This is a genomic window from Microvirga calopogonii, assembly GCF_003347665.1.
Taxonomy (GTDB): domain Bacteria; phylum Pseudomonadota; class Alphaproteobacteria; order Rhizobiales; family Beijerinckiaceae; genus Microvirga; species Microvirga calopogonii.
Map to the genome: position 1 here is coordinate 138,159 of NZ_QDGA01000003.1, position 14,542 is coordinate 152,700.

Below are 14,542 nucleotides of genomic sequence, written 5' to 3' on the forward strand. Positions count from 1 at the left end.
CTTGACTCTTCCACAAGCCTGAAAACGAAAGAAAAACGCTCCCCGTCGAATCGACGGAGAGCGCGATTTTAGAACAAATCAAGAACTAGAGCAATCGGTCCAGCTTGGATGTCACATCTTCCACATCATGGCCGGGCTTGTCCCGGCCATCCCGACCCGTGAAGCTCGGCGCTCTTCGGATCGGGATCACCGGCACAGGGCCGGTGATGACGGCGGAGGATTTCATTCCCGGCCATTGCGGGCCGGAAACGACAACCTGCCTCAGAGCTCTTCGTCGCCGCCGGCTTCGGCCAGGGCAGCGCCGACCTCGAGGCCGAGGTCGTCGAGGTTGGTCTCCTCACGGGTCGTGACCGACTCGCCGCGAGCCTGACGCTCGGCTTCCTCAGGGCTGCGGGCGACGTTGATCGTCACCTGAACCTCGACCTCCGGATGGAGGGCGACCGGCACGTTGTGCAGGCCGATGGTCTTGATCGGCTGGTTGATCGCGATCTGGTTGCGGTCGACCGTGAAGCCGTTCTGGGTCATGATCTCGGCGAGGTCGCGGGTCGAGACCGAACCGTAGAGCACGCCGGTTTCGCCCGACTGGCGCAGAATGATGAAGCTCTGGCCGTTCAGCTTCTCGCCGACGGCTTCGGCTTCCTTGCGGCGCTCGATGTTGCGGGCCTCGAGCTGGGCGCGCTGGGTCTCGAAATGCTTCTTGTTGGCGTCCGTGGCGCGCAGGGCTTTGCCGCGCGGCAGGAGGAAGTTGCGTGCGTAACCGGAACGGACCTTCACGGTCTCGCCCATCTGGCCGAGCTTTGCGACGCGCTCGAGAAGGATCACTTCCATGGTTGTCTCCTTTAGGTTCGTGATCAGGTGGAAAGGGTTGGAGGCGGATTCGGCCGCGTGCCGAAGCGGCGGCGCAGACCGAAGACGGTGTCGGCAATGCCGAACAGGGCCAGGGCGACCATGAGGATGCCCTGGGTGACGAAGATCAGCACGTACAGTGCCGACAGGATGAACGAGCGGCCCGACTTGCCCCGCGTGCGATCGTGGATGGCCGCGAGGCCCTGCAGGGCGAAAGCCATCAGGAAGGCACCCGATAGGGCCATCCCGAGGGCGCCGATGAAGCCGTCGAAGCTCGCGACGACGAGCGCGCCGACCAGGATCAGACCGACGGACCGGGGCATCACGAGGTCCGGCACCGGAGCCCAGGGGCGCGGCAGGCGCTTTGAGGCCTGGACGATGCGGGCGGCGGCCCAGAGATAGAGGGCCAGGACGGTGGCAAAGCCCTGGGCCGAGAGGAAGGGTGTCAGGCGCGCGAAGATGCCGACCAGTTCCTCACGCGTTTCCGGTTCGAGTGCGCCCGCTCCGGAGGTGGCGAACTGCGTATCGACGAAGGCCCCGGCGACCGAGCGGGCGTTCTGATCGAAGGCCGCGTAGTCGCCGCCCGTCGAGATCACCCCGGCGGCGATGATGGTGAGCGCCGCCGTTGCGGCAATCCAGGCCAGGAGCCGGCCGACGGGATACCACTCCATCGTGCCGTCCGGGCCGGGACGTCCGAGCAGGGCGAGATAGGACAGCCACCAGGCGGGCAGGGCCGTGATGAGGGCAAAGCCCAATCCGCTGAGAGGCGACAGGATCAGGGCGATCGCGATGCCGCCGACAAGGGCGGCGATGAGCCCTGAGCGGTGGTCCCAGCCGAGGGAAACGATCAGAACAGGGATGGGGGCAAGCAGATACAACACGGCCGCGAGCGGGGTCGCCTTGACGATCACCGCGGTCAGAAGGGCCGATACGAGGCCCGCGCCTATGCCTGTTGCAACAAAATTCATCGTCTCGCTGTCCCGCTGCTCGTCGGCAGGGTTAGGGGCCTGTGCCCCAACTGACCCGGCGGATTTGCACCGCTGGGCTATGAATGGAAACTTTCCACCTCATCCTGAGGAGCAGCGAGGCTGCGTCTCGAAGGAGGCTCCAGAGAGTGCCGGAACCGCCATCCTCGACCTTCGAGACGCCGCCCGTGGCGGCTCCTCAGGATGAGGATGGCTATCGAGGAGACTGCCCGACCTGAATCGGGCAGATCAGATCTTAGCGGATCACGTAGGGCAGGAGGCCCAGGAAGCGGGCGCGCTTGATCGCCTGGGCGAGCTCACGCTGCTTCTTGGCCGACACGGCCGTGATGCGCGAAGGAACGATCTTGCCGCGCTCGGAGATGTAGCGGGACAGGAGCTTCGTGTCCTTGTAGTCGATCTTCGGAGCGTTGGGACCTGAGAACGGGCAGGTCTTGCGACGGCGGAAGAACGGACGGCGACCGCCGCCGGCAGCGCCACCAGTAGCACCAAATGCCATGATTAAGCCTCCTCGCCTTCGTTGCCGCCATCAGGGCCGCCATCGCGCTCACGGCGCTCGCGGTCCTTGCGCTCATCGCGGTCGCGCTTCTGCATCATCACGGACGGCTCGGTCTCGAGCTCTTCGACCTTGATGGTCATGAAGCGAAGGATGTCTTCGTTGATGCGCATCTGACGCTCCATCTCGGCCACGGCCGGGGCCGGAGCGTTGAGGTTGAACATCGTGAAATGCGCCTTGCGGTTCTTCTTGATGCGGTAGGCGAGGGACTTGACGCCCCACATCTCGGTCTTGTCGACGCTGCCGCCGTTCTGCTCGATGACGCCCTTGTACTGGTCGACCATTGCTTCGACCTGCTGCGGGGTGACATCCTGGCGAGCCAAAAAGATATGCTCGTAGAGAGGCATAGTGGGCCTTTCTCAGGTTTGAGGTTCAAGCCGTGCACTGTTTTGACGAGTGTTCCGGCCGTTTCGCGCGTCCGATCGGCGCCAAGCCCTTCGAGCCTGCAAGGCCCGAGCGGTTGTCGAAGGCGGAGACACGGGACGACGGAGCATGACACCCCTGTGCGGCAAGCCGCACCGTCCGTTCAGCCCCCGGCCGGAGCGAACGCGAAGCGGGGGCTATAGTCGATTTGCCGTAGGAAGGCAAGGGAAGTCTATGGCACAGCCCTGAGCGGCAATTTGCCGTTGAAAGCACGTCCGGATCCATTTCGCGCCTCTAGCCAACGGGAGGCTCTAGGCTAAAACACCCTTATGACAGCTCCTCCTCTACGCCTCGGCGTCAATATCGACCACGTCGCGACCGTGCGGAATGCGCGGGGCGGCATTCATCCCGATCCGGTCCGGGCCGCGAATCTGGCCGTTCTGGCCGGGGCGGACGGGATTACCGCGCATCTCCGGGAGGACCGACGGCATATCCGGGATGCGGATATGTGGCGGCTCAAGCAGGAACTGTTCGTGCCGCTCAATTTCGAGATGGCGGCGACTTCCGAGATGGTGGCGCTCGCCACCCGGATCCATCCCCATGCCGCCTGCCTCGTGCCCGAGAAGCGCGAGGAGCGCACCACGGAAGGGGGGCTCGACATCATCGGTGCTCACGCCCATCTCCGTCCGGTGATCCAGGAATTGAAGAGCGAGGGCATCCGGGTGTCGCTGTTCGTCGAGCCGGAAATCGCCGTCATGGATGCCGCCTGCGACCTGCGGGCGCCCGTGGTCGAGCTCCATACGGGGACCTATTGCGAGGCGGTCGCCGATGGGGACCAGGCCAGAATCGCCCATGAGCTCGAACGCCTGAAGCGAGCGGCCGAGCACGGAGCCGCGATCGGCCTCGAAATCCACGCGGGTCACGGTCTTGCCCTCGACTCGGTGCGTCCGGTCGCGGCGATTCCGCAGATCATGGAGCTCAATATCGGCCATTCGCTGATCGGGGAGGCGATCTTCGTCGGGCTCGATGAGGCAGTCCGGGCGATGCGCGCTGCCATGGACGAGGGCCGGGCACAGGTGTCGGCGTGATCATCGGCATCGGCTCAGACCTCTGCGACATCCGGCGCATCGAGAAATCGATCGAGCGCTTCGGTGATCGGTTCACTCACCGCATCTATACGGAGGGCGAGCGGGCGCGAAGCGACAGGCGGGCAGCCCGCGCTCCGTCCTATGCCCGGCGCTTCGCCGCCAAGGAGGCCTGCGCCAAGGCCCTCGGAACGGGGTTGAGCCATGGCGTCTTCTGGCGCGACATGGAGGTGGTCAATCTACCGACCGGCCGCCCGACCATGCGGCTGACCGGGGGAGCCCTGGCGCGCCTGCAGGCCATGACGCCGGCGGGACACAGGGCGGTCGTCCATGTGTCCCTGACCGACGATCCGCCCCTGGCTCAAGCCTTCGTGATCATCGAGGCGCTGCCTGTATGAGGGGTGGCTGCGTTGCGGCACGACGCGCCTTAGGTTAGAGCATGCCGCATCAGGACGGATTCCGGCCGCCCGACGAGCGGCCCGGAACGAACAAATCCATCGAGAGTGGTTTGCCCTTGGGGCTTAAGTGCAAACCCCTCTCGACTTGCCACCGGATGAGGACGGCCTTCGCCGTCGCGGTCCAAGAGCATAGGTCGACGGACGTGAGCGATAAAAGCAGCAAATACGTAGGTAGCAGCGCGAAGAACGAGGAAGGCGGCCTTTGGGAAACCATCAAGGTCATCGTCCAGGCGCTCCTGATCGCGGTCGTCGTGCGGACCGTGCTCTTCCAGCCCTTCAACATTCCGTCCGGATCCCTGATCCCGACGCTGCTGATCGGCGACTACCTGTTCGTTTCCAAGTATTCCTACGGCTATTCCAAGCACTCGATCCCCTTCAGCCCGGGCATTTTCTCCGGCCGCATCTTCGGTTCGGAACCGAAGCGGGGCGAGATCGCCGTGTTCAAGCTGCCGAAGGATAATTCGACCGACTACATCAAGCGCGTCATCGGCCTGCCGGGCGACAAGATCCAGGTGATCGGCGGCGTGCTGCACATCAACGGCCAGCCGGTCCAGCGCGAGCGCGTCGAGGATTACAAGACCACGGACCTCTACGGCCGCACGATCTCCGTGCCGCAATACAAAGAGACGCTGCCCGGCGGCGTCTCGCATTTCGTGATCGAGCGCGACGGCGACCGCGGCTACTGGGACAACACCAACGTCTACACGGTGCAGCCGGGCCACTTCTTCATGATGGGCGACAACCGCGACAACTCCACCGACTCGCGGGACGAGGCGAGCGTCGGGCAGGTGCCGTTTGAAAACCTGGTCGGCCGCGCCGAGATCATCTTCTTCTCCATCGACGAGAGCGCCTCCCTGTGGCGTCCGTGGGAATGGCCGCAGAAGATCCGCTGGAATCGTCTCTTCGAACGGATCCAGTAAGCCGTGGCACGCCGCAGGCCGAACCTTGACGAGCTTCTGGGTAAGCTCGGTTACCGCTTCGAGAGACCCGAACTCCTGGACGAGGCGCTGACCCATGTCAGCGCCCCTCAGGCGGCCGGACAGAGCTATCAGAGGCTGGAGTTCCTGGGTGACCGGGTGCTGGGCCTCGCCATCGCGGGACTGCTCTACAGGAAGTTCCCCGGCGCACCCGAGGGCGAACTCTCCCGGCGCCTCGCGGAACTCGTGCGGCGCGAAAGCTGCGCCGAGATCGCCATCGCATGGGATGTCGGGCCCTATCTCAAGCTCGGCGCGGGCGAAGCCCATTCAGGCGAGAGGCGCAACCAGACGATCCTGGCCGATGTCTGCGAAGCGATCATCGGCGCCGTCTTCCTGGACGGCGGCTACGAGGCGGCCAGCGCTCTCGTCGAGCGCTCGTTCCAGCCCCTGCTGGAGGCGCCCCGCCGCCCCTTGCGCGATCCCAAGAGCGCCCTGCAGGAATGGGCGCAGGGGCAGGGGCTCCCGCCCCCGACCTATTCCGTGGCGGAGCAGACCGGGCCCGACCATGCGCCGAAATTCCGGGTCATGGTCAAGGTGAACGGTGCCGAGGGCGAGTTCGGCTCCGGCACTTCGAAGCGCATCGCGGAACAGGCGGCGGCGCGAAGCCTTCTCATGAGAGAGGGCGTCTGGACGGAGGAAGAGCATGGAACAGCCTGAGCAGACCAACACGAAGGCCGGTTTCGTCGCTCTCATCGGCGCGCCGAACGCGGGCAAATCGACCCTCCTGAACTCGCTCGTCGGGTCGAAGGTCTCCATCGTGTCGCGCAAGGTGCAGACGACCCGCGCCCTCGTGCGCGGCATCGCCATCGAGGGCGAGGCGCAGATCGTCTTTGTCGACACGCCCGGCATCTTCAAGCCCAAGCGCCGCCTCGACCGGGCCATGGTCACGTCGGCCTGGGGCGGCGCAGGGGATGCGGACGTGATCGCGCTCCTCCTCGACGTCCGCAAAGGCATCGACGAAGAGGCGGAAGCGATCCTCGACAAGCTGCCCGAGCTGAAGCGCCCGAAGGTGCTGATCCTCAACAAGATCGACCTGATCGAACGCTCCAAACTCCTGGAGCTGTCCGCGAAGCTCAACGAGAAGGTGCCCTTCGCCCATACCTTCATGATCTCGGCCCTGAAGGGCGACGGCATCCAGACCTTGAAGCGTCAGCTCGCCGAGATGATGCCGGAAGGGCCCTGGCTCTACCCGGAAGACCAGATCTCCGACGCGCCCCTGCGCATGCTGGCTGCCGAGATTACCCGCGAGAAGATCTACGAGCGCCTGCACGAGGAGCTGCCCTACCAGTCCACCGTCGAGACCGACCAGTGGCAGGTGCGCCCCGACGGCTCTGTCCGCATTGAACAGACCGTGTTCGTCGAGCGCGACAGCCAGCGGAAGATCGTGCTCGGCAAGGGCGGCCAGACGATCAAGGCCATCGGCCAGGCCGCCCGCAAGGAGATCGCAGAGATCGCGGAAAGCCCCGTGCACCTCTTCATCTTCGTGAAGGTGCGCGAGAACTGGAGCGACGATCCGGAGCGCTACCGCGAGATGGGTCTGGAGTTCCCGCGGGGTTAGACCCGTCAGTCGGCTCGCCGGTCGCGTGGAAACCGTTGATCTATCTCGGTTTCGAGGGGTGTCCCGACGCAACCAGATCAGCCGTCGAACTTTATCATAACAGGTTTGTATGAAGGTCGGGCCGTTGCCCGGATAAGCCTTCCCGAAGTAGCCCAATAGTGCCGATGTCGACGTTCTGGAGAGGCCATGAGCAGCTCTTCCGACCAGACGGCACAAAGACGCCTTGCTGCTGTCCTCGCCGCTGACGTGGTGGGCTATTCTGATCTCATGTCCAAAGACGAGGAAGGCACGCTGCGCAGGCTGAGGGATCTGCGGCGGCAGGTCATAGAGCCCAGAATCCGTTCTCATCACGGTCGTCTGGTGAAAACTATCGGGGATGGATTCCTGTGCGAGTTTTCGAGCCCTCTCGAGTCCGTTCGTTGCGCGGTCGAGCTTCAGGAGGTGGTGGCCAAGGCGTCAGCCGAGGAAAGCCTGAAGCCGCTCCAGTTGCGGATCGGGATCAACCTCGGTGACATCATCGTCGAAGAGGACGGGGATATTTTCGGCGATGGCGTGAACATCGCCTCGCGCCTGCAGAAGATGTCGTTGCCGGGCGGCATCTGCCTGTCGGGAAAGGTCCATGAGGAGGTGCGGGACAAGCTACCTTATCAGTTCGAGGATCACGGCGAGCATCGTTTCAAGAATATCGGGCGGCCCATCCGGGTCTACTGCCTTCTGGCAGGAATGGATCAATCGATGACGTCGATCGCCGCGCGATCCGCCGCCTCTCAGCTGGATAGGCCGTCTATCGCGGTCCTGCCCTTCGTCAACCTCGGCAAGGATCCTGAACAGGAGTATTTCGCGGACGGCATCGTCGAGGACATCATCGCTGCACTGTCACGCTTCCGGTCCTTCTTCGTCGTCGCGCGCAACTCCACCTTTGCCTACAAGGGACGCAACGTGAGCGTTCAGCAGATCGGGCGTGAGCTGGGTGTACGGTATGTTCTCGAAGGCAGCGTCAGGCGCTCCGGCGAGAAGATCCGCATCACCGCGCAATTGGTCGATGCCGTCACCGGCATGCATCTGTGGGCGGAGCATTACGATGGTGTGATGGCGAACGTGTTCGATCTGCAGGATCAGATCACGACCAGTGTCGTCGGATCGATCCAGCCTTCCATTCGGGCGGCCGAGATCGAACGGGCGAGGCACAAACGCCCTGAGAATCTCGACGCTTACGATCTCGTCATGCGGTCCCTGCCTTATGTCTGGTCGCTCGAGTTCGAGGGCAACAAGGAGGCGACCCGGCTCGTCGACAAGGCGCTTCTGCTCGATCCGACCTATCCGCTCGCCCTCTCGCTGGCTGCATGGTGCCGAGGACAGCGTATCGTCTACAACTGGTCCAAGAACGTGCAGGAGGATAGGCGTGAGACCCTGCGGCTGGCACAGGCTGCCGCAGCGATCGCCAGCGATGATCCGTTCATTCTCACGGTGCTCGGCGCGGCTTTAACGGTCACAAGAGAGTACCAGCGTGCACAATCGATGCTGGAGCGAGCCCTTGCGCTGGACCCGAACTCCGCTTGGGCTTGGAACCGCGGCGGCTGGTTGCGCAACTATCAGGACGACCCCGAGGGTGCCATCCGGCATTTCGAGCGCTCATTGCGTATCAGCCCCTTCGATCCCATGGCGTTCAACTGCGATATCGGGATCGGGTGCGCTCACTTTATCGCAAAGCGGTACGATGAAGCGGCGCAGTGGCAGGAAAAGGGCTTGAGGGCCAAGCCAAGGGCCGCCTGGATCCATCGGACCCTCGCCCCTGCCTATGCTCTCGCTGGCGATCTCGACAAGGCGCGGGACAGCGTCGGCGAATTGGTGAAGGGCTACCCCGAAATCCGGATCTCCGACATTCGCGGGGCTCTGGCGTTCAGCCAGGAAGTTCTTGATCGCTTCGCGGAGGGCCTGCGTCTGGCAGGTCTCCCGGAGTGACGTCTTCGCGATGCTCCAAAAAGGAACCGGGAGGATCGTCTCCTCCCGGCCCTGGGTTTTTACTGCTGGTTCTGGCCCTGCAGCAGCGGTGTGATACGGCGCATGGTCACGCGACGGTTCTCGCGCTCCGGCCCTTGGGTGTTCACCTTCAGATACTGCTCGCCGTACCCTTGCGTGGTGAGGTTCTCGGCAGGAATCTGGAAGCGCTGCGTCAGGATGGTCGCGACGCTTTCAGCTCGCCGGTCGGACAAGGTCAGGTTGTCCTCGTCCGCTCCGACCGCATCCGTATGACCCTCCACCAGGAAGATCTCGTTCGGGTTGCGGGAGATGGCCTGACGCAATCCGTCCGCAATGACCCTGAGGGAATCGATCTGATCGGGGGGCAATTCCCACGAGCCGAACTCGAAGTTGATCGTATCGACGTCCACGCGACGCATGCGCTCTCGAAGCGGCTGGCTGCGGCGAACCTCGTCGAGGGTATAGGCCCTTTCGATGCGCTCCACCGGCGGTGCCGTGAAGGCTCGCACGATATCGGCCTCCGACGCGCGCTCTGTCTCGACGATGTATTCCTCCCGGGGGATCCGAACCGTCGGAGGAGGCATGCGGATGACTTCCTCTTCCACGTATCCGTAGCCGGGGCGCCGTTCGATCCCGCTGCGCCGGTTCTCGATGAGCACGACCTCGTTTCCGGCCGGTTCGCGGCGCGTGCGGCGGATCAGGTTTCCGTCCTGGTCGCGTACGGTCACGATCTCGGAACCGTCGGGGCGGCGCACGATGGTGACCTCCTCGTCTGCGCCGCGACGCTCGGTACGGATATCGGCATCGCGGTAGGTCTGGCGGAATCGCTCGGTCTCATCGTGGCGGATGATGACCTGGTTGCCCTCGCGGATGATCGTGCGATTGCCGGGCTCCTCGATGATGACCCGGTCGCCTTCGCGCCGTTCACGACGCTGGCTGCGCAGATCATCGATGCGGACCTGCGATGGATCGAGGGGCTCGGCTCGGCTTGGTGCGCCCTGCTGGAATCCGGGCCGTCCAGGAGACTGCTGAGCCGGGGCGCCGGGAGAAGGAGGCACGGGCTGCTGGGCGCGGGGTGCCGGGGCGGGAGCCGGCGCGGGAGCTGCCGGCGGCGGAGCCGGTGCCCTGGTTGGTGCCGGCGGGGCAGGTTGGGGCGCCGGGGGCGCGCTGGGCTGTTCCTGCGTCGGACGCTGACCGCGTGTTCGGTCGGGGTTCTCCGGGTTGTCGGAGCGGCCCGGGCGCTGACGTTCCACCGGCGGCGCGGCGTTGGGAGCCGGCTGCTGGGGAGCAGGAGCTGGAGGTGCGGCCTGTTGCGGGGCCGGGGGAGGCGCAGCCGGACGCGGCTGGCCTGCCGGAGGCTGCTGCCGGGGACGCTCAGCCGGTGCCTGCTGGCGTTGCTCCTGCGGGGCAGGGCGTTGCGGCTGTGCGGGCGCTTCAGCCGGCGGTTGGGGCCTCGCGGCCGGTGGCTGTGCGGGACGGGGCGGAGCGGCTTCCGATGGCGGAGCCGGCCGCTCGGCAGGCTGGCCGCCCGGCTGACCCGGCTCGCGACGGGGGCGCTGGCCACCCGGACCTTCCTCGGGACGCTGGCCGCCTGGGCCTGCGCCGCGGGGCGGCCGCTGGCCGCGTTCCTCGGAGGCGCCGGGGCCTCCCTGGTCCGGTCCGCCTTGCCGGCGTTCCTGGCCGGGGCGTCCGCCGCGCTCACCATCCGGTCCCTGCCGCCTCTGGCGCGCGCCGGGCGGCAGCTCTTCATCGGTGTCGGGGCCGGCCTGGGCCAGCACGAGCGGTTTTGCGGGTTCCGATGGGAGCGCCGAGACATGGACCGGCAGCAGCATGAGAGGAAGGGCGGTACTCGCAAGAAACAGACGGGAAAGCTTCATGATCCTCAATTCAACAATTGGCAGAGTACAGTCATCGACAATGACACGCTGCAGGTTTGGTTCCGAAGAAAGGCAGGATTCCGCTTCTGAAACAGAATTTTAGAAGTTCACGGATATCGTTGAAAAACATGGATGAATGCGGCCTGAATGCTTACATCAGGACTTCAGGAAGCACTCTCGCCGAAGGCAGCCGCGCGGATGCAATGGACTGATGAAGGCGTCGTTCTCGGCGTCCGCAAACACGGAGAAACGGGCGTCGTCCTCGAGCTGATGACCCGCGCGCACGGCCGGCATCTCGGCCTTGTCCATGGCGGCCGCTCGAAGAGCCTCCAGGCCGTGCTCCAGCCGGGCAATACCGTGCAAGCCACCTGGCGGGCAAGGCTCGACGATCATCTCGGGACCTATCAGGTCGAGGGACTGAATTTGCGCGCCGCGCGGCTCATGGGCTCCTCCATGGCCCTGTACGGTCTCGCCACCCTGGCTCACCTGATGCGCTACTTTCCCGAGCGGGATCCGCATTTCGCCCTCTACGAAACCATGACCGTGCTGTTGGATCACCTGGACGATCCCGATCTCGCGCCGCCGCTCTTCGTGCGCTTCGAACTGGCCATGCTTACCGAGCTCGGCTTCGGCCTGGACCTCTCCTCATGCGCGGCGACCGGCTCCGAGCGGAACCTCGCCTATGTGTCCCCGAGGAGCGGGAGGGCTGTCAGCGTGGAGGCCGGGGAGCCCTATAAGGACAGGCTCCTGAAGCTGCCGGGTTTCCTGATCGGCCAGTCCCGGTCCAACCGGCCGGGCGAGGAGGAGATCCGGGCCGGATTTGCCCTCACGGATTTCTTCCTGCATCAGAACGTCTTCGAGCCGCACGGGCGCCGGGCCCCGGAGGAGCGGGCGCGTTTCGTCGCACTGGCGACGGCTGGGGACGATTGAGGTTTGTTTCTGTTATGTTCTCTTTCGAAGTGATAAAGAAGCGATTCGCAATTGAGGATTTCGAGTAATGGGTAAGCCGGTCAATCCGCCGTCAGGGGGCGAGATCGAGAACATCAATCTCAAGGACGCCCTGGAGGAGCGCTATCTCGCCTATGCGCTCTCGACCATCATGCACCGGGCGCTTCCGGACGCGCGGGACGGCCTGAAGCCCGTCCACCGCCGCATCCTGCACGCCATGCGCCTTCTGCGCCTCGACCCCAAGTCGGCGCCCAAGAAATGCGCCCGCATCGTCGGCGACGTGATGGGTCAGTTCCACCCGCACGGCGACCAGTCGATCTACGATGCCCTCGTGCGCATGGCGCAGGACTTCGCCCAGCGCTATCCGCTGGCGGACGGGCAGGGCAATTTCGGCAATATCGACGGCGATAACGCGGCCGCCATGCGCTACACCGAAGCCAAGCTGACGGAAGTGGCGCGTCTGCTGCTCGAAGGAATCGACGAGGACGCGGTCGATTTCCGTGAGACCTACGACCAGACCAACGAGGAGCCGGTGGTGCTGCCGGCGGCCTTCCCGAACCTGCTCGCCAACGGCTCGCAGGGCATCGCGGTCGGCATGGCGACGTCGATCCCGCCGCACAACGCCGCCGAACTCTGCGACGCGGCGCTGCATCTCATCTCGAAGCCGAACGCGACCTCCGAACAGCTGATGCAGTTCGTGCCGGGCCCGGATCTGCCGACCGGCGGCATCATCGTCGACACGCCGACCGCGATGGCCGAGACGTACCGGACGGGCCGCGGCTCGTTCCGCGTGCGCGCCCGCTGGACCAAGGAGGACCTCGGACGCGGCAACTGGCAGATCGTCGTCACCGAAATTCCCTATTCGGTGCCGAAGTCCCGCCTGATCGAGAAGATCGCCGAGCTTCTGCAGGAAAAGAAGCTGCCGCTACTCGCGGACGTGCGCGATGAATCCGCCGAGGACATCCGCGTCGTTCTGGAGCCGCGCGCGAAAACGGTCGATCCGATCATCCTGATGGAATCGCTCTTCAAGCTCACTGAGCTGGAGAGCCGCATTCCCATGAACGTGAACGTGCTTTCCCGCGGCAAGGTGCCGAAGGTGCTGAGCCTTGCGGAATGCCTGCGCGAATGGCTCGACCATCGTCGCGAGGTCCTGATCCGCCGCTCGGGCTTCCGTCTGGCGGCCATCGATCGGCGCTTGGAGATCCTGGGCGGCCTGCTCATCGTCTATCTCGATCTCGACCGGGTGATCAAAATCATCCGCGAGGAGGACGAGCCGAAGGCGGAGCTGATGCGCGTCTTCAAGCTCACCGAGGTCCAGGCGAACGCCATCCTCGACACTCGCCTGCGCTCGCTTCGCAAGCTCGAGGAGATGGAGCTCAAGCGCGAGCAGAAGAACCTGCAGGACGAGAAGGCCAAGATCGAGGAGCTTCTCGGCTCCGAGAAGGTGCAGTGGAAGACCATCGCGGGCGAGATCAAGGAGGTCCGCAAGACCTTCGGACCGGATACACCGCTGGGCAAGCGCCGCACGTCCTTCGCCGAGGCTCCCGACACCTCCGACATCGATTTCGCGGAAGCCATGATCGAGCGCGAGCCGATCACGGTCATCGTGTCCGAGAAGGGCTGGATCCGCGCCATGAAGGGCCATCAGGCCGATCTCTCGGGCGTACAGTTCAAGGGCGACGATGAGCTGAAAACCGCGTTCTTCGCCGAGACCACGTCCAAGATCGTCGTGGTGGCGGATAACGGCCGCTTCTTCACGCTCGACGCCTCGAAGCTTCCCGGCGGGCGCGGCTTCGGCGATCCGATCCGCCTCATGGTCGACCTGGAGGAGGGCGCCGACTTCATCTCGGCCTTCCCCTACCGGGCGGGCTCGAAGCTGCTCGTGGTCGCGACCGACGGGCGCGGCTTCGTGGTGCCCACGGACGAGATCACGGCGAACACCCGCAAGGGCAAGCAGATCCTCAACCTCGACGCTCCGGCCAAGATGGTGGTCTGCACCGAGGCCGAGGGCGACCACGTGGCAATCATCGGCGAGAACCGCAAGCTCCTCATCTTCCCCGCCAAGCAGGTGCCGGAGATGACCCGCGGCAAGGGCGTGCGCCTCCAGCGCTACAAGGACGGCGGCGTCTCCGACGCGAAGGTCTTCACCCTGAAGGAGGGCCTGACCTGGAAGGACACCTCCGGCCGCACCTGGACGGTCGCCAAGGAAGACCTCCGCGACTGGATGGGCGACCGCACCGAAGCCGGCCGCCTGCCGCCGAAGGGCTTCCCGAAGTCGAACAAGTTCGGGGAGTAATCGGTGTCGAAGCTCGTGCTTTATGGAAACAGGGAGTCAGGTCATTCCTACAAGGTGAAACTGGCTCTCACGCTTCTCGGGCTGGAGCACGAGTACCGGCCGGTCGATCTCACGATCGATCGCAGCAACAGGCCTCCCGATTTTCGGGAGGTCAGCCGTTATGGCGAGGTCCCGGTTCTCGTGACGAATGGCGAGCCCATCGTCCAATCCAACGCCATCCTCATGCACCTCGCACGCACCACAGGGCAGCTGCGTGGCGAATGCGACCCGGACCGAACGGTCGAATGGCTCTTCTGGGAGGCAAATCGGATCGGCTTTTCCATCTCCAACCTTCGGCTCGTCAGACATTTCAGGGCCGATAGCACTCCCGAACTCGTCGCTTGGCTGGAGGGCCGCGCTCGGGCCGATCTCGACCGGCTCGACGAAGAGTTTCGGAACACCGGCAGGTTTCTGCTCGGTTCGAGCATCTCCATCGCCGACATCGCCTGCTGCGGATATCTGTTCTGGCCTGAGCAGACAGGAATCAATTACGGACACTGGAAGCATGTGAGCGCGTGGCTCGACCGGATCCGCGCCGTGCCCGGCTGGGCCCATCCTTATGCGCTTCTGGGTTGA

General features: G+C 64.7%; 14 protein-coding genes. 9 read left to right on the forward strand and 5 right to left on the reverse strand.

The window, feature by feature from the left end:
• Positions 1-261: 261 nt before the first annotated feature.
• The 4 genes from rplI to rpsF form a co-directional block, all read right to left on the reverse strand.
• Positions 262-828 (reverse strand): 50S ribosomal protein L9, encoded by a 567-nt coding sequence (rplI, locus tag DDF70_RS04995; RefSeq protein ID WP_114943763.1) that lies wholly within the window; start codon positions 826-828, stop codon positions 262-264.
• Positions 829-851: 23 nt separating this feature from the next.
• Positions 852-1,814: a DUF2232 domain-containing protein gene (locus tag DDF70_RS05000; RefSeq protein WP_114943764.1), complete on the reverse strand. Its 963-nt coding sequence runs from the start codon at positions 1,812-1,814 to the stop codon at positions 852-854.
• 253 nt (positions 1,815-2,067) lie between these two features.
• Positions 2,068-2,328, reverse strand: coding sequence for a 30S ribosomal protein S18 (rpsR, locus tag DDF70_RS05005; RefSeq protein ID WP_036353512.1), 261 nt, complete (start codon positions 2,326-2,328; stop codon positions 2,068-2,070).
• A 2-nt stretch (positions 2,329-2,330) separates the two neighbouring features.
• Positions 2,331-2,732, reverse strand: coding sequence for a 30S ribosomal protein S6 (gene rpsF, locus DDF70_RS05010; RefSeq protein WP_114943765.1), 402 nt, complete (start codon positions 2,730-2,732; stop codon positions 2,331-2,333).
• A 345-nt stretch (positions 2,733-3,077) separates the two neighbouring features.
• Between rpsF and DDF70_RS05015 the strand changes: the two genes are divergently transcribed.
• The 6 genes from DDF70_RS05015 to DDF70_RS05040 all read left to right on the forward strand — a co-directional run bounded on the left by DDF70_RS05015 (position 3,078) and on the right by DDF70_RS05040 (position 8,788).
• Positions 3,078-3,836 carry a pyridoxine 5'-phosphate synthase gene (locus DDF70_RS05015; RefSeq protein WP_114943766.1) on the forward strand — a complete coding sequence of 253 codons (759 nt, stop codon included), beginning with the start codon at positions 3,078-3,080 and terminating at the stop codon, positions 3,834-3,836.
• Positions 3,833-4,231 carry a holo-ACP synthase gene (gene acpS, locus DDF70_RS05020; RefSeq protein WP_114943767.1) on the forward strand — a complete coding sequence of 133 codons (399 nt, stop codon included), beginning with the start codon at positions 3,833-3,835 and terminating at the stop codon, positions 4,229-4,231. Before DDF70_RS05015 ends, acpS begins: the two co-directional genes overlap by 4 nt.
• A 41-nt stretch (positions 4,232-4,272) precedes the next feature.
• Positions 4,273-5,211 carry a signal peptidase I gene (lepB, locus tag DDF70_RS05025; protein ID WP_170316033.1) on the forward strand — a complete coding sequence of 313 codons (939 nt, stop codon included), beginning with the start codon at positions 4,273-4,275 and terminating at the stop codon, positions 5,209-5,211.
• Between the two features lie 3 nt (positions 5,212-5,214).
• A complete protein-coding gene (gene rnc, locus DDF70_RS05030; protein ID WP_114943768.1) occupies positions 5,215-5,925 on the forward strand; it encodes a ribonuclease III in 711 nt (236 codons plus the stop codon).
• Positions 5,912-6,826 carry a GTPase Era gene (era, locus tag DDF70_RS05035; RefSeq protein WP_114943769.1) on the forward strand — a complete coding sequence of 305 codons (915 nt, stop codon included), beginning with the start codon at positions 5,912-5,914 and terminating at the stop codon, positions 6,824-6,826. Before rnc ends, era begins: the two co-directional genes overlap by 14 nt.
• 186 nt (positions 6,827-7,012) lie before the next feature.
• Complete coding sequence (locus tag DDF70_RS05040) at positions 7,013-8,788, forward strand: adenylate/guanylate cyclase domain-containing protein (RefSeq protein ID WP_114943770.1); 1,776 nt, start codon at positions 7,013-7,015, stop codon at positions 8,786-8,788.
• 59 nt (positions 8,789-8,847) lie between these two features.
• Here DDF70_RS05040 and DDF70_RS37835 read toward each other — a convergent pair whose 3' ends face one another.
• Entirely contained in the window at positions 8,848-10,683 is a 1,836-nt protein-coding gene (locus DDF70_RS37835) for an OmpA family protein (RefSeq protein ID WP_245435371.1), read from the reverse strand.
• A 198-nt stretch (positions 10,684-10,881) separates the two neighbouring features.
• Here DDF70_RS37835 and recO point away from each other — a divergent pair, with 198 nt between their 5' ends.
• The 3 genes from recO (at position 10,882) to DDF70_RS05065 (ending at position 14,542) form a co-directional block, all read left to right on the forward strand.
• Complete coding sequence (gene recO, locus DDF70_RS05055) at positions 10,882-11,613, forward strand: DNA repair protein RecO (protein WP_114943773.1); 732 nt, start codon at positions 10,882-10,884, stop codon at positions 11,611-11,613.
• Positions 11,614-11,680: 67 nt separating this feature from the next.
• Complete coding sequence (gene parC, locus DDF70_RS05060) at positions 11,681-13,927, forward strand: DNA topoisomerase IV subunit A (RefSeq protein WP_114943774.1); 2,247 nt, start codon at positions 11,681-11,683, stop codon at positions 13,925-13,927.
• Between the two features lie 3 nt (positions 13,928-13,930).
• The gene (locus DDF70_RS05065) at positions 13,931-14,542 is read left to right on the forward strand and encodes a glutathione S-transferase family protein (protein WP_114943775.1); all 612 of its coding nucleotides are present in this window, start codon (positions 13,931-13,933) and stop codon (positions 14,540-14,542) included.

What these genes read in the sequence shown, in the direction of transcription:
- recO (WP_114943773.1), top strand. Translation starts at nt 10,882, where the DNA reads ATGCAATGGACTGATGAAGGCGTCGTTCTCGGCGTCCGCAAACACGGA.
- rplI (WP_114943763.1), bottom strand. Translation starts at nt 828, where the DNA reads ATGGAAGTGATCCTTCTCGAGCGCGTCGCAAAGCTCGGCCAGATGGGC.
- era (WP_114943769.1), top strand. Translation starts at nt 5,912, where the DNA reads ATGGAACAGCCTGAGCAGACCAACACGAAGGCCGGTTTCGTCGCTCTC.
- DDF70_RS05000 (WP_114943764.1), bottom strand. Translation starts at nt 1,814, where the DNA reads ATGAATTTTGTTGCAACAGGCATAGGCGCGGGCCTCGTATCGGCCCTT.
- rpsR (WP_036353512.1), bottom strand. Translation starts at nt 2,328, where the DNA reads ATGGCATTTGGTGCTACTGGTGGCGCTGCCGGCGGCGGTCGCCGTCCG.
- DDF70_RS05040 (WP_114943770.1), top strand. Translation starts at nt 7,013, where the DNA reads ATGAGCAGCTCTTCCGACCAGACGGCACAAAGACGCCTTGCTGCTGTC.
- parC (WP_114943774.1), top strand. Translation starts at nt 11,681, where the DNA reads ATGGGTAAGCCGGTCAATCCGCCGTCAGGGGGCGAGATCGAGAACATC.
- rpsF (WP_114943765.1), bottom strand. Translation starts at nt 2,732, where the DNA reads ATGCCTCTCTACGAGCATATCTTTTTGGCTCGCCAGGATGTCACCCCG.
- DDF70_RS37835 (WP_245435371.1), bottom strand. Translation starts at nt 10,683, where the DNA reads ATGAAGCTTTCCCGTCTGTTTCTTGCGAGTACCGCCCTTCCTCTCATG.
- DDF70_RS05015 (WP_114943766.1), top strand. Translation starts at nt 3,078, where the DNA reads ATGACAGCTCCTCCTCTACGCCTCGGCGTCAATATCGACCACGTCGCG.
- lepB (WP_170316033.1), top strand. Translation starts at nt 4,273, where the DNA reads ATGCCGCATCAGGACGGATTCCGGCCGCCCGACGAGCGGCCCGGAACG.